Below are 20,102 nucleotides of genomic sequence, written 5' to 3' on the forward strand. Positions count from 1 at the left end.
GCACCGCGAAGTGAGCGAGGGCCGCACCCCCGGGGTGCGGCCCTTCGCCGTTAGGGTCGAAGGTCTGATGAAGAACAACCTCGCCTCTCCCGCCGCCAAGGCCGGGCACGAGTCCGTGCGGCGCCACAACCTGAGCCTCGTCCTGCGGACCGTGCGCGACGAGGGCGAGGTCACCCGGGCCAGGGTGGCGAGCCTCGTGGGGCTCACCAGGGCCGCCGTCTCCTCCCTCGTCGAGGAACTCCTCGCCCTGGACTGCCTCAGCGAGTCCGGCAAGACCTCCAGCGGCTCGGCCGGGCGCCCCGGCACCGTGCTGAAGCTCTCCAGGACCGGCCCGGCGGGTCTCGGGGTGGAGATCAACATCGACTACGTGTCGGTGTGTGCGGTCGACCTCACCGGTACCGACCGGGTCCGCGTCACGGAACACACCGACCACCGCAACGTCCCGCCCGCCGAGGCCCTGGCCCACGCCGCCCGGCTCACCAGCCGCGTCATCGCCTCCACCCAGGAGCAGGAACTGCGCGTGGTCGGCGTCGAGTTGGCGCTTCCCGGCCTCGTGTCCGGCGGCGTCGTCCGGCAGGCACCCAACCTGGGATGGAGCAGGGTCGCGGCCGAGGGCATCTTCGGGCAGGCGCTTAGCACGCTGCGCCCGGCCGGCCGGGCGCTCGCGGTCGGCTCCGACAACGAGGCGAACCTGGCGGCGCTGGCCGAGCTCTGGTTCGGCGGGCTCGACGGCGTACGCACCTTCCTCTACCTCACGGGTGAGATCGGCGTGGGCGGCGCACTCGTGGTGAACGGCGAGATGCTGCGGGGCGCGCACGGCTTCGCGGGAGAGATCGGGCACGTCGTCGTCGACCCCGACGGCCCGCTGTGCCGCTGCGGGGCGCACGGCTGCCTGGAGCAGTACGCGGGCAGAGCGGCCCTGCTGCGGGCGGCGGGCATCGACCCCGCCACGGGTGTACGCGGGATCGCCGAGCTGGAACAGCGGGCCACGGCGGGCGAGGCGCGCGCCGTCACCGCGCTGAGCGAGGCGGGGGACCGGCTGGGCGTGGTCCTGGCGGGCGCGGTCAACCTCTTCGACCCGGAGGCGGTCGTGCTGGGCGGGATCTACCGGAACCTGATGCCGTGGCTGGAGGGGCCGGCCGACGCCCAGCTCACCCGTCGGGTGGTCTCGGGCCGCTGGCACGAGAACGGCAGCCGCCTGAGGGCGTCGTCCGTCTCCGGCGACGCGGCGCGGGGTGCGGCGGCCCGGGTGGTGCAGGACGTGCTGGGCAATCCGGCGGCGTACGCGACGCGGTGAGGGGGCGGGCGACGGCGGGCACTTCGGGAAACCCGTCCGTCGCTCAGAGGTCCAGGGCTCGTGGAAGGGTGGCAGTGACCGCTGCCACATGAGAGGGAAGGTTCTCCGAGACCCATGATGTGGCCAGGTCCAGGAAACTCTCCAGATCGCGCTCCGCGCCTTCGACGAGCCGGCGGAGCTCGATGACGGAAAGCTCGATCACCGGGCTGTCGCCCTGCTCGCAGTCGACGATCAGCCGCACGTCCCCGCCCACACGCTCGGCCACCGGGTCGGGATCATGGCCGAAGGAGACCCGGCCACAGCCCTCGATGACGTCGTGCCACGCACGCCGCTCCTCCAGCCCGTGGCAGCAGCCCGGCGCGAAAGTGATGCCCGCGAGCGTGTCGGTCACCCGCAGGCCTCCGGCCACGAAGAGGTCTTCGAAAGTCAGCAGCCCGTGGAGAAACGATCCGAGGGGGTCACCCGGCCTTGGGGGCCGGCCGTCGTGCTCGGGGTCCAGGTCGTTGCTTGCGGCGATACGCATCACCCCGGCCGCGACCTCGTCCGGGGTGAGACCGCCGTCGAGGACCAAGTGGTCCGTGCGACCGGCTTCGGCCACGGGCCAGAGGGTGAAGTCACGGGTGGAGAAGGTTTCCAGGACGGGCTGCATCACGAGCATGGAGCCAGTCCTCCGTGATGCCCGCCGTCGCCGCCGCTGAATTGTCGGCGGGCGACCGCGCCGCGTGGAGGCCTACCGCAGCCCCCGGCGGTCCGCCCAGGCGGAGATCGCGGCGGCGATCTCCGTGGGGCGGTCCTCCGGGGCGTGGTGGCCCGCGGTCCCGCAGTGGACCGTTTCGAGCGCGGCCATGTGCGTGGCGCACCACGTGGCCGTCTCGGGGCCGATCAGCAGCGTCGGCGATCCCTCGAAGGTCATGAGCAGCTTCGGGACGTCTTCGCTCTTCGCGAGCCACGCGTCGTACGCCTCGATGCGGGTGACGAGCTCCGCGGGCTCGCCGTCGAGGGGGATCTGGCGGGCCCACGCGAGCAGAGGCAGGCGGCTCCGGGCATCCGGGAAGGGCGCGAGGTAGGGAGCCAGCGCGGCTTCGTCCAACGGATTCAGCACGCCTCCGGTGAAGGCCTGGCGGATGAACAGGTCGTCGTCCAGGACCAGTTCCTCGCCCCTGCCCGGGGTCCGGATCGTCTCCGAGCGCCTGCGGGCCTGAGGGGAGAGGTCGTCCCCTGTCATGGGCTTGACGATGCTCTCCAGGAAGGCGACGCCGAGCACCCGGCCGGGATTGCGGGCCGCCCAGTCGAAGGCGAGCGCTCCGCCCCAGTCGTGGCCGACCAGGACCACCCGGTCGAGCCGGAGTGCGTCGAACCAGGCGTCGAGGTAGCGGGCGTGGTCGTCGAAGCGGTAGGCGATGTCCGGCTTGCCGGATCTCCCCATCCCGATGAGGTCCGGGGCGAGCAGGCGCCTGGCGCCCAGCCCGGGAATGACGTTCCTCCACACGTGCGAGGAGCCCGGGTTGCCGTGGAGGAGGACGAAGGCCGTCCCGCTCCCGGTGTCCTCGTAGTACAGGGTCGAGTCGAGTACGCGTAACGCGGGCACGGGCTCTCCTTATGTCAGGCCGGCGGGCCGAGAGGTGTGTCGAGGAGCGTCGAGAGGTCGCGCACCAGCGCCGCCGTTCGCAGGTCGTCCATGCCGCCCAGCGGGGCGAGGAGTCGGTCGTGCAGCGCGCGGACCGTGCGCATCGCCGGGCCGATGGTGCGGTGGCCGTCGGCCGTCAGCCCGAGCCGCACGACACGGGTGTCCGCAGTGTCGCGTTCCCGCCGGACGAGGCCCGAACTCTCCAGGGACCGAGCCAGCTTCGAGACGTACAGCGCCTCCAGACCGGTGTGGTCGGCGAGTTGTCGCTGACTCGGCAGCGGACCGGCTCGCTCCATGCCGAACAGGGACGACAGGACGACGTACTGAGCATGCGTCAGGTGGAGCGGCGCCAGGGCCTGATCCACGGCTACCCGCCACTTGATCGACAGCCGCCAGACCAGATACCCGGGCGTCATCCCCCGCGTTCCCTCGCTCATGAGAAATAATGTACATGGCTACCATGTTCATGGCTACTAAATGTCGGGCCTGCGAACCCCGGCGAAACGCCGACGGGGGCGTACGCGCGTCACCGCGCGTACGCCCCCGGCAGGGAGTGGAGTGTCAGGCCCGGTGGGCCGCGATCAGCTGCTGGTAGTAGCGGTAGCTGTCCTTCGGCGTGCGCTCCAGCGTGTCGTAGTCGACCCGGATGATCCCGAACCGCTTCGCGTAGCCCAGCGCCCACTCGAAGTTGTCCAGCAGCGACCAGACGTAGTAGCCGCGTACGTCGACCCCGGCGTCCATCGCCGCCCGCAGCGCGGTCAGGTGGGTGCGCAGGTACTCCACCCGGTCCGCGTCGCGGACCGACCCGTCCGCCTCGACCTCGTCGAACTCCGCCGAGCCGTTCTCCGTGATGTGCACGGGCGGCAGCGCGTCGCCGTACGTCTGCTTCAGCGCGGTCAGCAGGTCGGTGAAGGACTCCGGGACGACCGGCCAGCCCATGGCCGTCCTGCGGACGTCCGGGTACTGGCCCTCCGTGTAGCGGTTGTCCGTGGCCACCCGCAGCGCCGGGTCCGCCTCGCGGTGCGGGGCCGCGGCGACGACGATCGGCCGGTAGTAGTTGATGCCCAGGAAGTCCATCGGCTGGGAGATCAGCTCCAGGTCGCCCTCACGGCGGAAGTCCTGGCCCGTGATCAGCTCGCCCCAGGTCTCCTCCTCGGTGGCCGGGTAGCGGCCCGCGAGGAGCGGTTCGGTCCACACCAGGTTGTGCTGGGTGTCCGCCCGCACGACCGCGGCGAGGTCGGCGTCCGACTCGGTGGCCGGGACGTTGCGGTCCAGGTTCAGCGTGATGCCGGCCTCCCGGACACCCGCCGCGCGCAGCGCGTTCATCGCGTGTCCGTGCCCGACCAGCAGGTGGTGCGCGGCCGCGAGTGCCCCGCGGCCCTCCTGGGCGCCCGGTGCGTGCCGGCCCACCGAGTAGCCCAGGAACGCGCTGCACCACGGCTCGTTGAGCGTGATCCAGCGCGGCACCCGGTCGCCGAGGTGCTCGGCGACGATCGCCGTGTACTCGCCGAAGCGCTCCGCCGTCTCCCGCACACGCCAGCCGCCCTTGTCCTCCAGGGCCTGCGGCAGGTCCCAGTGGTAGAGCGTGGCGGCCGGCTCGATGCCCGCCTCCAGGAGCGAGTCGACGAGCCGGGAGTAGAAGTCGAGCCCCTTGGGGTTCACGGCGCCGCTGCCCGTGGCCTGGATGCGCGACCAGGCGATCGAGAAGCGGTACGACTCGACACCCAGGTCGCGCAGCAGTGCCACGTCCTCGGGGTAGCGGTGGTAGTGGTCGCAGGCGACGTCGCCCGTGTCACCGCCGTCCGTCCGGCCGGGCGTGTGGCTGTAGGTGTCCCAGATGGACGGGCCGCGGCCGTCTTCCTCCACGGCGCCCTCGATCTGGTACGAGGCCGTGGCCGCGCCGAAGACGAAACCGGGCGGGAAGACCGGGAAGTCAGTCATGGAAACCCTCACTTGACCGAGCCGCCGGTGATCCCGGCGGCGATGTACTTCTGGGACAGGACGAGGAGCACCGCCGCCGGGACCGCGGAGAGCACGGACGCGGCCATGACCGAACCCCAGTCGCCGACGTGCGCCCCGATGTACTGGTAGATGCCCAGCGTGATCGGCTTGACGTCGTCCGTCGTGTTCAGCGTCAGCGCGAACATGAAGTCGCTCCACGCGTAGAGGAACGAGAACAGCCCGGCGGTGATCAGGGAGTTGCGGCTCATCGGCAGGACGACCTGGACGAACGTGCGGATGCGGCCCGCGCCGTCGACCTCGGCCGCCTCGATGACCTCGCGCGGGATCGACACCATGAACGAGCGCATCAGCACGATCGCGAAGGGGATGCCCAGCGAGGCGTCCGCGAGCATCAGGCCGAAGTAGGAGTTGACCAGGCCGAGGTCCACGTAGGCGCTGTACAGGGCGTTGGCGATGACGATGCCCGGGACCATCTGCGTGATGAGCGTCCCGAAGACGATCGTCCGGCTGCCGGGCAGCTTGAACTGCGCCAGCCCGTACGCCGCCGGCGCGGAGATCACCAGGCAGATGGCCACCGCTCCGAGCGCCACCGCCAGCGAGGTCAGCAGGTTGGTGCCCTGGTCCGTGATCGCCGAGGTGAAGCCCGAGAAGTCGACGCCCGTCGGGACCGGACCCACGTCGACCAGGCTCGCGTCCGGCTGGAGCGCCGTGTTGATCATCCAGTACAGCGGGAACAGCATGACCGCGAGGACGGCCACGCCGAAGACGGTCGCACCCAAGCGGCGCTTCGGCCGGTGGACGGCCGCGGGAGCCGGGGCGGCGGGGATCTGGGTGGTGGTCGCCATGCCGGTCACTTCCCCTCGTTGCGGTTGACCCGCAGGTAGAACACCGCGAAGACGGCGGAGATCAGGATCAGGATGTTGCCGACCACGGCACCGGCCCCGAAGTCCATCTGGACGAAGGAGTTCTGGTAGGTCAGCGTGCCGAGCGTCTGCGTGGAGTCGGCGGGGCCGCCGTCGGTGAGGGCGAGCACCAGGTCGAGGATCTTGACCGTCGACATGAAGCCGAGCACCAGCACCACGGTGATGACGGGCTTGAGCATGGGCAGGGTGACCGAGCGGAACGTGCGCCAGGCCGAGGCGCCGTCGAGCGCGGCGGCCTCGCTCAGCTCCTTGGGGACCTCCTGGAGGCCGCCGTAGAGGATCACCATGTTGAACGGGATGCCGATCCAGATGTTGACGAGGATCACCGAGATCAGCGCCATGCTCGTGCTCGTCAGCCAGGGCGTGTCACCCGGCAGGCCGACGGTGCCGAGGAACGAGTTCAGGACACCGGTGTCCTGGTCGAAGATGCGCCGCCAGACGATGCCCGAGACGACCATGGGGACCAGCCACGGCAACAGGATCAGCGAACGGAGGATGCCGTTCAGCGGGAAGCGCCGGGTGAAGAAGACGGCGAGCGCGAGACCGATGGAGAACTGGCCGAGGAGCGATCCGACGGTGAAGAGGATCGTCTGCCACAGGGCCTTGCCGAACAGTCCGTCGCTGAAGACGTTGTTCCAGTTGTCCAGGCCGTTGAACGGCGCCTCACCCGTGAAGAAGGTGGACGGCGAGTAGTCCTGGAAGCTCATCACGATGTTGCGGACGAGCGGGTAGCCGAAGAACAGGGCCATGAAGATCACGGCGGGGGCGATGAAACCCCACTGTGCGAGCGTCCTGCGCCGCTTGGCGCTCCGCGGGTTCGCGGGCGTCCTGACCGCGGGGGCCGCGGGGGCCTTCGCGTCGGTCGGCAGCGGGGCGGCCGAGGCTGTGGTGGATGACATGGTTCGTTACCTCAGTTCCCGCTCGTGACCTGCTGCTGGGCACGCTTCAGAGCGGCCTCGCTGGACTCGCCGGTGAGGGCGGACTGGAAGGCGCTCTGCAGGGCGAGCGAGACGGACGACCACTGCGCACCGACCTTCGCCGTGCGGGACCGTGCCGTGGAGACCTGTCCGGCCAGGGCGGCCAGCTCGGGGGCCTTCGTGCGCCAGACCGCCGCCGCCTTGGTGTTGGCCGGGACCATCCAGCTGTTCAGGGCGTAGGTGATCTGCTCCTGTTCGCCCGCCATGCAGCCGATGATCTTGGCGGCGGTCTTCTCGCGCGTGCTGTCGCCGGTGTTCGGCACGGTCAGCACGCCACCGCCGAGCGGGCCCACGGAGTCGTCGCCCGCTTCGGGGACGGGGATTCCGGCGATGCCCCAGTTGAGCCCCTTCTTGGCGTTCAGGGTCTCGACCTGCCAGGGGCCGTTGATCATCATGGCCGCGTTGCCGGCCATGAACTGGTCGTTCACGTCCGCCTGGGTCCAGTTGACCGTCGACTTGGAGAGCGAGCCGTCCTTCAGCAGGCCCTTCCAGTAGTCGAGCGCGCCGGCGACCTCGGGGCTGTCGAGCTTCGTCTCGTCGCCGCCGTTGGACCACATGAACGGGGTGAACTGGAAGACGCCGTCCTCCGCACCGCCGGCGCTGAGCGCCACGCCGTAGCGCTTGCCCTGCGTCAGCTTCTTGGCGGTCGACTGCATCTCGGCCCAGGTCGTGGGCACCGGCAGGCCCGCCTTGGCGAGGGTGTCCTTGTTGTAGAACAGCGCCAGGGTGTTCACGGTGCGCGCGGCCCCGTAGTACGTCCCGCCGTACGAACCGAAGTTGACGATTCCCTCGGGTATGTCGGTCGTGGTCAGCCCGACGTCCTTGAGCGGGATCAGCCCGCCGGCCTCGGCGAACGTCGGCATCTCGGAGGCGTCCAGCTGCAGCACGTCCGGCAGCGACTTCGAGGACGCCATGCGAAGCGCCTTCGTCATCAACTGGGCGGCGGGCACGCTCTGCTGCTCGATGGTGATACCGAGCTGCTTGCCGCAGCGTTCGAGGGTGTCGCCGTCCCAGCGGTGGTACGACTCGTCGGTCGACGAGTTCATGACGGTGTAGACGTCCTCGTCCCGCTGCTGGCCGCATCCCGACAGGACGGGGCCGGCGACGATGGCGGAGACGACGGTGAGGGGGACGACGATCCGCCTGGTGCGGCGGCTGCGGCGTCCGGACCGCCCGTCCGGGGAAGGTTCTGTCACGGTGGTGCCCTTGCGGTGAGAGGGGGGCCGGGACCCATGGGAACGCTCCCACGGGATGCTCGTCAAGCCCCCGCGCGGATCCGGCGGTGTCGCGGCGGGGGAGTGGGAGGTGTCCGGCGGCGCGGCCGCCGGACACCGGATGTCAGCGGAGGCCGAGGAGGTGTTCCATGGCGAGTTGGTCGAGGGCTTCGAAGGCCATGGTGCGTTCGGCGACGGTGGTGGCGTCGAAGTCCTCGTAGGCGGTGCGGTCGGCGAGGAGGGCTTTGAGGCCGTCGTCGGCGGTGGGGCGGGCGAGTTCGGTGAGGCGGGAGGCGGTGAGGGCTTCCTGGACGGCGGGGTCGGCGCGGAAGCCTGCGGCGCGTTCCTTGAGGATGAGGTAGTTGCGCATGCAGTTCTTCGCGGATTCCCAGACGCCGTCGATGCCGTCGGTGCGTACGGGCTTGAAGTCGAAGTGCCGGGGCCCTTCGTAGCCTGCGGTTTCCAGGAGGTCGACGAGCCAGAAGGCCTGGCGCAGGTCGCCGGCGCCGAAGCGGAAGTCCTGGTCGTACTTGATGCCGGACTGTCCGTTGAGGTCGATGTGGAAGAGTTTGCCGGCCCACAGGGCCTGGGCGATGCCGTGGGGGAAGTTGAGTCCGGCCATCTGCTCGTGGCCGGTCTCGGGGTTCACGCCGACCAGTTCGGGGCGCTCCAGGCGCTCGATGAAGGCGAGGGCGTGGCCGATGGTGGGCAGGAGGATGTCGCCGCGGGGCTCGTTGGGCTTGGGCTCGATGGCGAAGCGCAGGTCGTAGCCCTGCTCGGTGACGTACTCGCCCAGGAGGTCGAAGGCTTCCTTCATCCGGTCCAGGGCGATACGGATGTCCTTGGCGGCGCCGGACTCGGCGCCTTCGCGGCCGCCCCAGGCGACGTAGGTGGTGGCGCCGAGCTCGACGGCGAGGTCGATGTTGCGGATGACCTTGCGCAGCGCGAAGCGGCGGACCTCGCGGTCGTTGGAGGTGAACCCGCCGTCCTTGAACACGGGGTGGGTGAACAGGTTCGTCGTGGCCATGGGGACCTTGAGGCCGGTGCGGTCCAGGGCGTCCTTGAACCGGCCGATCAGCCGGGCCCGCTCACTCTCGTCCGACCCGAACGGGATCAGGTCGTCGTCGTGGAAGGTGACCCCGTGCGCGCCGAGCTCGGCCAGCCGCTCCACCGACTCGACCGGGTCCAGCGCGGGACGGGTCGGCTCACCGAACGGGTCGTTGCCCCGCCAGCCCACGGTCCAGAGCCCGAAGGTGAACCTGTCCGCAGGAGTGGGAGTGAAGCGGTCCGACATTGCACAGCCTCTTGTCGACGTCATGCCGGAGCGACGGCAGGCGCCGCCCCGATCAATTTGTTTGCTTGCAGTACTAATACGTCATCCTGTCGACGGTTTCTAGACCATTTCCGTGACGTATCGGTCACGTGGCGCCAACATGGCAGATCCGGGGCTGACCTGCCGCCGGGCGGCCACTCGGGCATTCCGGCCGATTCCCATGCCCATCGCCCCTGGCGGGTGCATTTGTTTTGTGTACGATCAAAATCGAGAGGCCCGCAGCCGCGCTTGCCGCAGGCACCCCCGCCTCCCCCGCAGTCCCGCACCTTCCGACCGGCTAAGGACCACCCCCATGAAGTTCACCGACGGCTTCTGGCAGTTGCGCAGCGGTGTGCACGCCTCGTACGCCACCGAAGTCCGCGACGTCCGTCTCGACGCCGACCGCCTCGCCGCCTACGCCGCGGTGAAGCGGGTCGAGCGGAGGGGCGACACCCTGAACGCCCCGCTGATCACCGTGGAGGCCCACGCCCCGGCCGAGGGTGTCATCGCCGTACGCCTGACCCACCACGCGGGCAAGCGCCGCAAGGGCCCGGACTTCGAGATGCCCGGAGCCGCCGCCGGGTCGGCCGCCACCACCCGCACGGACGGCGCCACCGCCGAGCTGACCAGCGGCCCGCTGACCCTGCGCCTGCCCACCGAGGGCACCTTCGGCATGGAGTTCCTCGACGAGGCCGGCCGTGTCCTGACCTCGGCCGGGCGCAAGGGCAGCGCCTTCGCCACGGTCGACGGCGGCGGGCACCACATGGTCGCCCAACTCGCCCTGGGTGTCGGTGAGACGGTCCACGGCCTCGGCGAGCGCTTCACGCCGTACGTGAAGAACGGCCAGGTCGTCGACATGTGGCAGGCCGACGGCGGCACCAGCAGTGAACAGGCCTACAAGAACATCCCGTTCTACCTCTCCTCCCGCGGTTACGGCGTCTTCGTCAACCACCCCGGCAAGGTCTCCTTCGAGGTCGGCTCCGAGGCCGTGGGCCAGGTGCAGTTCAGCGTCGAGGACCAGACGCTGGAGTACTTCGTCATCGCCGGCCCCACCCCCAAGGACGTCCTGGCGCGCTACACCGCGCTCTCCGGGCGCCCCGCACTGCCCCCGGCGTGGTCGTTCGGCCTCTGGCTGACCACCTCCTTCACCACCTCCTACGACGAGGCGACGGTCACCTCCTTCGTCGACGGGATGGCCGAACGGGGCATCCCGCTCAGCGTGTTCCACTTCGACTGCTTCTGGATGCGCGAGTACCAGTGGTGCGACTTCGAGTGGGACCCGGCCGTCTTCCCGGACCCCGAGGGCATGCTCGCGCGCCTCAAGGACAAGGGCCTGAAGATCTGCGTCTGGATCAACCCGTACATCGGGCAGAAGAGCGCCCTGTACGAGGAGGGCGTCCGTGAGGGGTACTTCGTGCTCACCCCCGAGGGCGACGTCTGGCAGTGGGACAAGTGGCAGGCCGGCATGGCCCTGGTCGACTTCACCAACCCCGCGGCCACCGCCTGGTTCCAGGCCAAGCTCAGGACGCTCCTGGACCAGGGCGTGGACGGCTTCAAGACCGACTTCGGCGAGCGCATCCCCACCGACGTGGTGTGGCACGACGGCTCCGACCAGGAGCGCATGCACAACTACTACACGCACCTCTACAACAAGGCGGTCTTCGAGCTCCTGGAGGAGGAGCGGGGCCAGGGCGAGGCCGTGCTCTTCGCCCGTTCCGCCGCCGCGGGCGGCCAGCAGTTCCCGGTCCACTGGGGCGGCGACTGCTGGTCCTCCTTCGAGGCGATGGCCGAGTCCCTGCGCGGCGGCCTCTCGCTGTCCCTGTCCGGCTTCGGCTTCTGGAGCCACGACATCGGAGGCTTCGAAGGCACCCCCGACCCGGCCGTCTTCAAGCGCTGGCTCGCCTTCGGCCTGCTCTCCTCGCACAGCCGGCTGCACGGTTCGTCGTCGTACCGCGTGCCGTGGGAGTTCGGTGACGAAGCGGTCGACGTGGCGCGGCAGTTCACCCGGCTGAAGCACCGTCTGATGCCGTACCTCTACGGCGCGGCGGTCGAGACCCACCGCACGGGCGTCCCGACCATGCGGCCCCTGCTGCTGGAGTTCCCCGACGACCCGACCGCGCGTGTGGCCGACCGGCAGTACCTGCTCGGCCCCGACCTGCTGGTCGCGCCGGTCTTCTCGCAGGACGGGACGGTCGAGTACTACGTCCCCGAGGGCACCTGGACCCGCTTCCTCACCGGTGAGACCGTCACGGGACCCGCCTGGCGGCAGGAGACCCACGGCTTCGACAGCCTCCCCCTGCTCGTCCGGCAGGGCGCCGTGCTCGCCCTCGGCGCCGACGAGTCCCGCCCGGACGGGGACTGGCTCGACGGCCTCGAACTCCGTGTCCACGCACCCGAGGGCACCGGTGACTTCACGCGCACGGTGACGGTCCCCGACCTCACGGGCGCGGTGGCCGCGACGTACGAGGTCGTCCTCAAGGACGGCGAGGTCAGCGTCACCACGGACACGGACCGGCCGTACAAGGTCACCCTCGTCGGCTGACCACGGGAGCCGGCCCCGACCGGGGCCGGCATCTCCGGCCTGCCCGCTGGGGAGCCGGAGCGCGCCGCCGGCCACGGCGCGCACGAACGGCGTCCAGCCCTCCGGGGCGAACGCGAGCACGGGTCCGCCCGGGTCCTCGGTGTCCCGCACGGGCACGAGCCCGGGGACGCCGACGGCGGCGACGGGCTGTGACGCACGGGTCAGGGCGCGGGCACGAGCCTCGGTCTGCCAGGGGCCCGGCACCAGCATCGGCGCGTATGCGCAGAGGGACGTCGCCCGCTTCTCCAGCTCCGCCGCGTCCGCGACATATCCGGCGACCTGTGACGTCCGGGTGAGTCCGCACAGCCGCTGCAGGTGCTCGCCACTGCCCAGCAGCTCGTCGAACACCCTGGACACGTCCAGCTGCGGCCGGCGCTCCGCCGCCTCGAACATCCCGATGTACGAGCCCGAGCAGAACACCCGCTCGCCGAGCTGCCCCTGCGACATCGAGGCAGCCTCGCGCAGTCGTCGCAGCTCGGAGCCGTAGAAAACCCGAGCGTCGGTGCAGGGGTCGAGTTCCCTGGCGTGCGGGACGACCCGGAACGCAGTGGGCGGGCGCCCGGCCAGGGGCGGGATACGAATGCGTGCCACCCTCTCGGGGCGAGTCGCCCCGGGCGGGGCCGGGAGGAATGCGATCGTGTCCCGGCGGGTTGGCACCAGCGGCACCACACGAACCACGAGCACGGCGTACAGAGCGGAAGAAGTAGTCATGGGCGAGCTGATCCTGATCCGGCACGGCGAGACCGAGTGGTCCCGGTCCGGGCAGCACACGAGCTACACCGACCTGCCCCTGACGGAGCTCGGCGAGCGCCAGGCCCGGGCACTCGTTCCCCTGCTGGAGGAGCGGCAGATCGGGCTCACCCTGGTCAGCCCGTACCTTCGGGCCCGCCGCACCGCCGAGCTGGCGGGGCTCACGTCCCTCAGGGAGATGCCCGACCTGCACGAGTGGGAGTACGGCGCCTACGAGGGCGTCACCACGGTCGAGATCCGGCGCACCCGCCCGGACTGGGACCTCTGGACGGACGGAGTCGCGCTCGGCTCCGTCGAGGGCCACCCGGGCGAGTCGCCGGACGAGGTCGGGGCCCGCGCGGACCGGGTCCTCGCGGAAGTCCGCGCGGCACGGTCCCGGATCGGGGACGACGACATCGTGCTCGTCGCCCACTCCCACTTCCTCCGCGTCCTCACGGCCCGCTATCTGAACCTGCCCGTCACCGGCGGCGAGCTCTTCCAGCTCGCCACGGGAGCCGTCTCCCGCCTGGGCACGGAGCACAACAAGCCGGTCATCAAGTCCCTGAACATGTCGCTGCCCGAGCGGCTGTTCAAGGCGATCGACTGACGCGGAGCCACGGCTGACCCGCAGCGTGCGCGGGCGCCGGCGGCCCGCGCGTCACCCTGCCCGGTGGCTCACGGCACCAGGTCGGCCCGCAGTGTCTCCAGACGGGCCAGCGCGTCGCTCACGGAGGCGCGTTCCGCGTCGGTGAGCGGAACCGCGCCCGCGCGGCGGAGCAGGGGCACGGCGCCCTCCTCGTCACCCAGGCGGACGGCGACGTCGGCGCGCAGCGTCAGGAGCTGGAGCAGCTGTGCGGGGGCCGGTGTCCCCGCGGCCGGGTCCAGCACGCGATCGATGATCTTCGCCGCGGTGGCGGGGTCCTCCTTGGAGTCGGCCATCAGCGACGCGTGGTGCAGGGCCCGGGCGAACGTCTCCCGGGGCGCGCGACTGTGATGCAGGTCCTCGGCGATCCGCTGTCCCACGCGCACGCAGTTGCCGCCCGGGTCGGTCATGAGGAACTGCCGTACGCCGTACGTCGTGTCCTTGAGTGCCCCGATGCGGGGGATCCCGCTCGACGGCACCCTTCCGTACGCCTCCTTGAGTCCTGCCCTGAACGACGCGTACAGCCCGTCGACGTCGTCCGTCAGGACGTAGCAGGTGCTGTACGAGCCCGCCGGGTCGAATCGCTTCATCCCGAAGAACTGGAGCCGGATACCGCCGCGTTCGACCGCCGCGAACGGGTTCGGGCTCTTCTGCCGGAACGTCACCTCGAAGCCGAGGGCGGTGTAGAAGTCGAGCACGGGCTGGATGGCCGGACACGGCAGGATCGGCACGCACGTTTCACTCATGGATCCATCTAATCAAACTTGATTAGTGTGGCGACAGGGTGAGCGGACAGGAACTTTCCGTTCGACCCGCAGACGACCCGCCGGCCGGCAGGCGACCCGTCGGCCCGCAGACGATCCGCCGGCCCGCAGACGATCCGCCCGACCCCGAAACGACTCGCAGACCCGCACGGGACGCCCTGACGCGCGGACGGCCGGCACCTCGCCCCCGAGGTGCCGGCCGGTTCCGTGCGGTGCGCCGTCGTTCAGGCCGCCTTCTTCGTGAGTGAGGTGAGATGGGCGAAGACGACGACGTTGGCCGAGTAGCCGCTCTTCTTGTCGAAGCGTCCGCCGCAGGTCAGAAGTCTGAGCTCCGGACGGCCGGTCGGCCCGTACACCTGCTCGTCCGGGAACTTGTCCTTCGTGTACGTCTTCACCTTGTCGACGGTGAAGACCGCGGTCCGCCGGTCCGCCCGGGTGACCTTCACCGTGTCGCCGCGGCGCAGGACGTTGAGGTTGAGGAAGATGGCGGGCCCCGTCGCCGTGTCGCGGTGGCCGACGAGCAGTGCCGTCCCCGACTCCCCGGGTGACGGTCCCTTCCGGAACCACCCCACCAGTTTGGGTCTGCTCAGGGGCGGTGCGCCGAGCCGGCCCTTCGCGTCCAGCGCCAGGCCGGTGACCGGCGCCTCGATGAAGATGGCGGGGATGGCGACCTTCAGTGGACGCGAGTGCACCAGTGGGGCGTGCGAGGCGGGCACCTTCTCCTGAGGTTTGTGCGGTGCCCTCCGGAAAGGCGGCGCCCCGCCGCCCGCGGCGTCGCTGCCGCGGGCGGCGGTGACCGACGAGGCGTCCTCGGGCGAGTCGGAACACGCCCACACGACGCCGGTCACCAGCGAGAAGGTCACACTCAGGGTCATCGTGAGCCGGCATGCGCGACTCGGACCCCGTCGTCGCCGTCGGCCCCGCGTGTTATGCCTCGTTGCGGGCACGACGCCGGGCGGATCGACGGACCATGATCAGCCCCGCGACACCGGCGGCTCCGGCCACGAGCGCCGCCGAGGTCCCGATGCCCGAGTCGCTCTCGGAGCTGACGCTCGTCATGTCCGGGACGCCGCCGCCGCCCGCGGGAACCGCGCCGGACGGCTTGTCGTAGATCTCCGCGGCGCTCTTGTCGCTGCTCTTGTCGGCCTGGGCGCCGGCCTCGGACGAACCCCGGCCCTCGCCGCCCTCCGTGCGGCTTCCGCCCTGACCACCCTGAGCGCCCTGACCACCCTGAGCGCCCTGACCGTTCTCCCGCTCAGGCCGGGAGCAGTCGACCTCGAAGCTCTTCTGCTTCAGCGGCGCGCCGGCCACCAGCCACGTCAGCTTGTACGTGCCCTCGGGCAGGAGGTATTCCTGGCTGCGGGCCTTGCCGTCGATGAGCGGCAGCGACGCGGTGAGCGTGTCGCCCGGGGGGACGGTGGGGGGCTGCTCGGTGATCGTCCAGGTGACGAACGGCAGTGCGTCGAAGTTGTTGGCCACGAGCGCGAACTTGCAGACCTCGACGCCGTCGCGGTCACCACGGGAGTGCCAGCTGACCGAGCGGATGTCGATGTCGCCGCTCTCGCCGACGGCGAACGCGGCGGGAGCACCGGCCAGGGTGGCGACACCCGCCACCGCTACGGCGGCAGCGACCTTGATGCCCGTGCGGGCGGTGCGGGAGCGGGCGGAAGCGGAAATACGCATGCTGGACCCCTTCGAGCCGAGATGATTGTCGTACTGATCACCTGATCGCCTAAGGGATGACACGGATCTTCGGCAGAGGGTGTCGGGACACCGTGAAAGCGATGAAAAATACCCTGACTAGCCCAAAGGGTGCGGGGTGCGGCGGCCGGATCCGGGCGTGGAACCGGGCATCCGGGCCGGACCGGCGGGGAACCGCGCGCCCGGCGGGCGGCAGAGCACGCCGTGCCGTGCCGCCGAACGTGTCCGCGGTGACGTGCGGAGCACGCGTACGACCGGGGGCGGCCACCCTGCGTGCGGGTGGCCGCCCCCGGCCGCGTGCATGTGGTCGAGCGGTTCAGACGGTCAGGAGATCAGCTCGATCTCCGCCAGCGTCGCGGCACTGTCGGCGACCAGCCGGTACTGCGTGTACGTCCCCGGCGCGTGCACCGAGAACACCCGGGTCTGCTTGTCCCAGGCGAACGTCTGGCCGGACCGCTTGTCGAGGTCCTTCCAGGACTTCCCGTCCGTCGAGCCCTGCAGCACCCAGCCCGTGGGGGCCTTCGCCGCGGTGGCCGAGGTCAGGGTGTACTGGACGGCGTTCGTGCCCGTGGCGACCGGCAGGTCCGCCGTCTCGACCGTGGCCGAGGTGCCGGAGGAGTTGTCGTACAGAGCGCCGTCGCCCTTGAGCACGTCACCCCTGGGCGCGGGCACCTTGTCGTCCTTGGTGATGGAGACCGGGGCCGCGTCCTTGCCCGTGCCCCACGCCGACGGCTTGGAGCCCATGTCGAAGTCCAGCACACCGCCCTTGGCGAGCAGGTCGTGCGGCAGCGAGGTGGAGGTCCACTTCTTGCCGTTGACCTTCAGGCCCTGGACGTAGATGTTCGTCGAGCTGTTCTTCGGCGCCTTGACGACGAGGTCGCGGCCGTTCTCCAGGTGCACGGTCGTCTTCGTGAAGAGCGGAGAGCCGATCGCGTACTCGCCACTGCCCATGACCAGCGGGTAGAAGCCGAGCGAGGAGAAGAGGAACCAGGCCGACTGCTCGCCGTTGTCCTCGTCGCCGTGGTAGCCCTGGCCGATCTCGCTGCCGGTGTACAGCCGGCCGAGGACCTCGCGGACCTTCTCCTGGGTCTTCCAGGGCTGCGAGGCGGCGTCGTACATGTACGTGGCGTGGTGCGCGACCTGGTTGCTGTGGCCGTACTGGCCCATGCGGACGTCGCGTGCCTCGGTCATCTCGTGGATGACACCGCCGTAGGAGCCGACGAACTCGGGTCCGGCGGTCTCCGGGGTGGAGAAGTACGTGTCCAGCTTCTTGGCGAGACCGTCACGGCCGCCGTAGAGGTTGGCCAGGCCCTTGCTGTCCTGCGGAGCGGTGAAGGCGTAGCCCCAGCCGTTGGTCTCCGTGTAGTCGTAGCCCCAGACACGGGGGTCGTACTGGTCGGAGGGCAGGCGCCAGTCGCCGTTCGCCTTCCTGCCCTGGAAGAAGCCGGCCTTGTCGTCGAAGAGCTTGACGTAGTTCCGGGCGCGGTTGAGGAAGTACTCGGACTCCTCCTTGTAGCGCTCCTTCTTCGTCTTCTTGTAGAGCGCCTGGCCCATCTGCGCGATGCCGTAGTCGTTGAGGTAGCCCTCCAGCGACCAGGAGAGGCCCTCGTGCGTCGAGGTGTTGGCGTATCCGGTGAAGACCGACGTCTCCATGCCCTTGCGGCCGACGCCCGAGGAGGGCGGGGTCACCGTGGCGTTCTTGACCGCCGCGTCGTACGCCGCCTCGGCGTCGAAGTCGACACCCTTGACGTAGGCGTCGGCGAAGGCCACGTCCGAGCTGGTCCCGGTCATCAGGTCGGAGTAACCCGGGGAGGACCAGCGGGAGATCCAGCCGCCGTCCTTGTACTGCTGGACGAAGCCGTCGACCATCTTGCCGGCCTGCTTCGGCGACAGGAAGGAGTACGCCGGCCACGTCGTCCGGTAGGTGTCCCAGAAGCCGTTGTTGACGTACACCTCACCCTTGACGATCTTCGCGCCGGTGTGGGTGGGGGTGTCGGACCCGGTCTGCGGCGAGAACGGGCTCGCGTAGGTGGAGACCCCGTCGACCTGCTCGAAGCCCGAGTTCGGGTAGAGGAAGAGCCGGTACAGGCTGGAGTAGAGGGTGGTCAGCTGGTCGGCGTTCGCACCCTCGACCTCGACCTTGCCGAGGATCTTGTCCCAGGCCTTCTGCGCGTTCTTGCGCACCTTGTCGAAGGAGGTCTTCTCCGGAAGCTCCATGGCGAGGTTCTTCTTCGCCTGGTCGACGCTGATCAGCGAGGTGGCCAGGCGCAGACCGACCTTGTGGTCCTTGCCCGCGTCGAAGCGGAAGAAGCCGGTGACGTCGTCACCGCCGCCGCCCTTCAGCTTGCCGCTGTCGGTGACCGGCGCGTCGAAGGAACCGTATACGAACAGCCGGGTCGCCCCGGTGGAGCCGCCGCTCTTCACGTCGGAGTAGCCGGTGAAGGAACCGGTCTCCGGGTCGAGGGTGAGGCCGCCGTCGTTGGAGATGTTGTCGAAGACGAGGCTCGCGTCGTCACCGGGATAGGTGAACTGCATGCGCGCCGCGTGGTCGGTGGGCGTCATCTCGGCCTTGAGGCCGTTCTCGAACGTCACGCCGTAGTAGTGCGGCGTCGCGGTCTCGTTCTCGTGGCGGAACGGCAGCGCGCGGGCCGTGCGGGAGGCGTCGGGGGTACCGGCGGCCACCGCCGGCATCAGCTGGAAGGTCTGGCGGTCGCCCATCCAGGGGCTCGGCTCGTGGCTGGCGCTGAAGGCCTGCAGGGTGGGCAGGTTGTCCGCGTTGTTGCCGCGCGAGTAGTCGTAGAGCCAGCTCGTGGTGCCCGCGTTGGTGACCGGCGTCCAGAAGTTGAAGCCGTGCGGGACCGCGGTCGCGGGGAAGTTGTTGCCGCGCGAGAAGCCACCGCTGGAGTTGGTGCCGCGCACCGTCGAGGCGTAGTCCGAGAGGTGCGCCTTGCGCTTCTCCGGGGCCTTCGGGGCGAGCGAGATGTCGTCGATCCAGCCCTGGAACTTCGACGGGCCCTTGGGGGAGTCGTACGCCACCAGGATCCGGTCGACCGTCTTGCCGGCGGCCACCGTGCCGATGCGCGAGGCGACCTTGTTCCACTGGTTGACGTACAGCCGCTTGGCGTCGGCCTGGCCCTGCGGGGTGAGCAGCCCGCCGTGGGAGTCGGTGGCCTTCAGGTCGCTGAGGTACGTGCCGTCGGTGAACGCGAGGTCCACGGCCACGTGCGTGGCGGGGTAGTCGAGGTCCGTCTCGGTCATCTGCGGATAGACCAGGTAGGACAGCTGCGTGTCCTTGGTGACCGCCGTGTCGACGTCGAACACCTTGTTGTACGAGTACGCCCGGCCGTCCGGCTTGTGCGTACCCGCGTAGCGCAGCGCCTTCTTCCCTGTGAAGCCGGCGCCCTGCTTGGCGGTGGGGGAGCCCGACGGACCGCGGTCGGCCTGGCTGCGCATCTCGGCGGGGGCGGGCGTCGTCGTGTCCCCGTCGGAGAACTGGACGTCGGAGAGCTGGATCGCGTCCGAGGCGCCGTTGTTCTTGGTGAACTCCAGACGGAAGTGCTGGTAGGCGGTGTCCGTCTCGAAGTCGTACGACTTGGTCTGGTGGCGCTCGGAGAACGCCTCACCGGTGCGCGAGTCCAGGTCCGTCCAGGCCTTGCCGTCGGCGGAGCCCTTCAGCGTCCAGTCCTTCGGGTCCCGCTCGGCGTGGTCGTTGGCCGAGGTCAGGGCGTAGGTGACGACCTTGGTGGGCTCGGAGAGGTCGAACTCGACCCAGCCGGTCGACGCGAAGGCCAGCCATTTGCTGCCCGGTTCCACGTCGACCAGGTTCTCCTTGACCTCACCGGAACCGGCGTTCTCGCCGCTCGCCCGCAGATCCGTGACCCGGTCGGTGACATTGCCCGGTATTCCGGCGGTGAATCCACCGTCGACACCCGATGCCCGCTTTTTTCCGTCCCGGCCTTCTTCGACCGTGTTGCGCCAGTCCGGCTGCTTCTCGTCGGATTCGAAGGAGGAACTGAACGTCGTTTCGCGGGACGGTTTATGGGCGGCGGCGGACGACTGCGCGAAGGCCGTCGTGGGCGCTGCGAGAGCCAGCACGAGAGAGGCCGCGAGGACCGCGGCCGAGGTGCTTTGTCTGTGGCGCGAGCCTTGCTGGGGACCACGTAGGGGCTGCATACGGAGCCATTCCTCCCGGGGACATGCTTGGACAACGTTGTCATCATGCAATACGTGTTCCAGTAGGGAGCCAAGTGACCGCATGTGTCAAGGGTGTTGCACGGGGTCGCCCTGGTGATTCGACCGTATTGCGAGAAACGGTGCATCCGTGCGAGGGCGCGCGGTGCCGAGGCGTCCGCGAGGTCTCAACTCGGGAAAG

The 20,102-nt window shown here is 69.9% G+C and carries 15 protein-coding genes and 1 pseudogene; 3 read left to right on the forward strand and 13 right to left on the reverse strand.

Going from position 1 to position 20,102, the window contains the following annotated elements; all coding sequences use genetic code 11:
* The first annotated feature begins 67 nt into the window (after positions 1-67).
* Positions 68-1,297, forward strand: coding sequence for an ROK family protein (locus OHT61_RS25420; RefSeq protein ID WP_329041399.1), 1,230 nt, complete (start codon positions 68-70; stop codon positions 1,295-1,297).
* 43 nt (positions 1,298-1,340) lie between these two features.
* Here the strand turns inward: OHT61_RS25420 and OHT61_RS25425 are convergent, their stop codons facing one another.
* The 8 genes from OHT61_RS25425 to xylA form a co-directional block, all read right to left on the reverse strand.
* Complete coding sequence (locus OHT61_RS25425; protein WP_329041400.1) at positions 1,341-1,955, reverse strand: hypothetical protein; 615 nt, start codon at positions 1,953-1,955, stop codon at positions 1,341-1,343.
* 72 nt (positions 1,956-2,027) lie between these two features.
* The gene (locus OHT61_RS25430; protein WP_329041401.1) at positions 2,028-2,885 is read right to left on the reverse strand and encodes a haloalkane dehalogenase; all 858 of its coding nucleotides are present in this window, start codon (positions 2,883-2,885) and stop codon (positions 2,028-2,030) included.
* A 14-nt stretch (positions 2,886-2,899) separates the two neighbouring features.
* Positions 2,900-3,361 carry a MarR family winged helix-turn-helix transcriptional regulator gene (locus tag OHT61_RS25435; RefSeq protein WP_329041402.1) on the reverse strand — a complete coding sequence of 154 codons (462 nt, stop codon included), beginning with the start codon at positions 3,359-3,361 and terminating at the stop codon, positions 2,900-2,902.
* 124 nt (positions 3,362-3,485) lie between these two features.
* Positions 3,486-4,865, reverse strand: coding sequence for a GH1 family beta-glucosidase (locus OHT61_RS25440; RefSeq protein WP_329041404.1), 1,380 nt, complete (start codon positions 4,863-4,865; stop codon positions 3,486-3,488).
* 8 nt (positions 4,866-4,873) lie between these two features.
* The gene (locus tag OHT61_RS25445) at positions 4,874-5,731 is read right to left on the reverse strand and encodes a carbohydrate ABC transporter permease (protein ID WP_329041405.1); all 858 of its coding nucleotides are present in this window, start codon (positions 5,729-5,731) and stop codon (positions 4,874-4,876) included.
* A 5-nt stretch (positions 5,732-5,736) separates the two neighbouring features.
* Entirely contained in the window at positions 5,737-6,708 is a 972-nt protein-coding gene (locus OHT61_RS25450; protein WP_329041407.1) for a carbohydrate ABC transporter permease, read from the reverse strand.
* An 11-nt stretch (positions 6,709-6,719) separates the two neighbouring features.
* Entirely contained in the window at positions 6,720-7,982 is a 1,263-nt protein-coding gene (locus OHT61_RS25455) for an ABC transporter substrate-binding protein (RefSeq protein ID WP_329041408.1), read from the reverse strand.
* 142 nt (positions 7,983-8,124) lie between these two features.
* The gene (gene xylA, locus OHT61_RS25460) at positions 8,125-9,294 is read right to left on the reverse strand and encodes a xylose isomerase (protein WP_329041409.1); all 1,170 of its coding nucleotides are present in this window, start codon (positions 9,292-9,294) and stop codon (positions 8,125-8,127) included.
* Between the two features lie 331 nt (positions 9,295-9,625).
* On the opposite strand from xylA, the gene yicI reads away from it, so the two are divergent.
* Positions 9,626-11,854, forward strand: coding sequence for an alpha-xylosidase (yicI, locus tag OHT61_RS25465; protein ID WP_329041410.1), 2,229 nt, complete (start codon positions 9,626-9,628; stop codon positions 11,852-11,854).
* An 84-nt stretch (positions 11,855-11,938) separates the two neighbouring features.
* On the opposite strand, the pseudogene OHT61_RS25470 reads toward yicI, so the two are convergent.
* Positions 11,939-12,604: pseudogene (locus OHT61_RS25470) on the reverse strand (Scr1 family TA system antitoxin-like transcriptional regulator); the annotation flags it as partial.
* Between OHT61_RS25470 and OHT61_RS25475 the strand changes: the two are divergent.
* Positions 12,603-13,229 carry a histidine phosphatase family protein gene (locus tag OHT61_RS25475; RefSeq protein WP_329041412.1) on the forward strand — a complete coding sequence of 209 codons (627 nt, stop codon included), beginning with the start codon at positions 12,603-12,605 and terminating at the stop codon, positions 13,227-13,229. The pseudogene OHT61_RS25470 and the gene OHT61_RS25475 sit on opposite strands and share 2 nt — an antisense overlap.
* A 68-nt stretch (positions 13,230-13,297) precedes the next feature.
* Here the strand turns inward: OHT61_RS25475 and OHT61_RS25480 are convergent, their stop codons facing one another.
* From OHT61_RS25480 to OHT61_RS25495, 4 genes are all read right to left on the reverse strand, one after another.
* Positions 13,298-14,011, reverse strand: a complete 714-nt coding sequence (locus OHT61_RS25480) for a VOC family protein (protein WP_329041414.1) — start codon at positions 14,009-14,011, stop codon at positions 13,298-13,300.
* A 242-nt stretch (positions 14,012-14,253) separates the two neighbouring features.
* Positions 14,254-14,904, reverse strand: coding sequence for a class F sortase (locus OHT61_RS25485; protein WP_329041415.1), 651 nt, complete (start codon positions 14,902-14,904; stop codon positions 14,254-14,256).
* Positions 14,905-14,956: 52 nt separating this feature from the next.
* On the reverse strand, positions 14,957-15,712 hold the full coding sequence (locus OHT61_RS25490; protein ID WP_329041416.1) for a hypothetical protein: 756 nt from the start codon (positions 15,710-15,712) through the stop codon (positions 14,957-14,959).
* A gap of 342 nt (positions 15,713-16,054) precedes the next feature.
* Positions 16,055-19,903 carry a GH92 family glycosyl hydrolase gene (locus OHT61_RS25495; RefSeq protein WP_329041417.1) on the reverse strand — a complete coding sequence of 1,283 codons (3,849 nt, stop codon included), beginning with the start codon at positions 19,901-19,903 and terminating at the stop codon, positions 16,055-16,057.
* Positions 19,904-20,102 lie beyond the last annotated feature (199 nt).

It is taken from the genome of Streptomyces sp. NBC_00178, from assembly GCF_036206005.1.
Taxonomy (GTDB): domain Bacteria; phylum Actinomycetota; class Actinomycetes; order Streptomycetales; family Streptomycetaceae; genus Streptomyces.

Bases quoted from the DNA above. Each gene is read 5' to 3' on its own strand.
- OHT61_RS25420 (WP_329041399.1), top strand. From the start codon at position 68: ATGAAGAACAACCTCGCCTCTCCCGCCGCCAAGGCCGGGCACGAGTCC.
- OHT61_RS25425 (WP_329041400.1), bottom strand. From the start codon at position 1,955: ATGCTCGTGATGCAGCCCGTCCTGGAAACCTTCTCCACCCGTGACTTC.
- OHT61_RS25435 (WP_329041402.1), bottom strand. From the start codon at position 3,361: ATGAGCGAGGGAACGCGGGGGATGACGCCCGGGTATCTGGTCTGGCGG.
- OHT61_RS25440 (WP_329041404.1), bottom strand. From the start codon at position 4,865: ATGACTGACTTCCCGGTCTTCCCGCCCGGTTTCGTCTTCGGCGCGGCC.
- OHT61_RS25445 (WP_329041405.1), bottom strand. From the start codon at position 5,731: ATGGCGACCACCACCCAGATCCCCGCCGCCCCGGCTCCCGCGGCCGTC.
- OHT61_RS25450 (WP_329041407.1), bottom strand. From the start codon at position 6,708: ATGTCATCCACCACAGCCTCGGCCGCCCCGCTGCCGACCGACGCGAAG.
- xylA (WP_329041409.1), bottom strand. From the start codon at position 9,294: ATGTCGGACCGCTTCACTCCCACTCCTGCGGACAGGTTCACCTTCGGG.
- yicI (WP_329041410.1), top strand. From the start codon at position 9,626: ATGAAGTTCACCGACGGCTTCTGGCAGTTGCGCAGCGGTGTGCACGCC.
- OHT61_RS25475 (WP_329041412.1), top strand. From the start codon at position 12,603: ATGGGCGAGCTGATCCTGATCCGGCACGGCGAGACCGAGTGGTCCCGG.
- OHT61_RS25480 (WP_329041414.1), bottom strand. From the start codon at position 14,011: ATGAGTGAAACGTGCGTGCCGATCCTGCCGTGTCCGGCCATCCAGCCC.
- OHT61_RS25485 (WP_329041415.1), bottom strand. From the start codon at position 14,904: ATGACCCTGAGTGTGACCTTCTCGCTGGTGACCGGCGTCGTGTGGGCG.
- OHT61_RS25490 (WP_329041416.1), bottom strand. From the start codon at position 15,712: ATGCGTATTTCCGCTTCCGCCCGCTCCCGCACCGCCCGCACGGGCATC.
- OHT61_RS25495 (WP_329041417.1), bottom strand. From the start codon at position 19,903: ATGCAGCCCCTACGTGGTCCCCAGCAAGGCTCGCGCCACAGACAAAGC.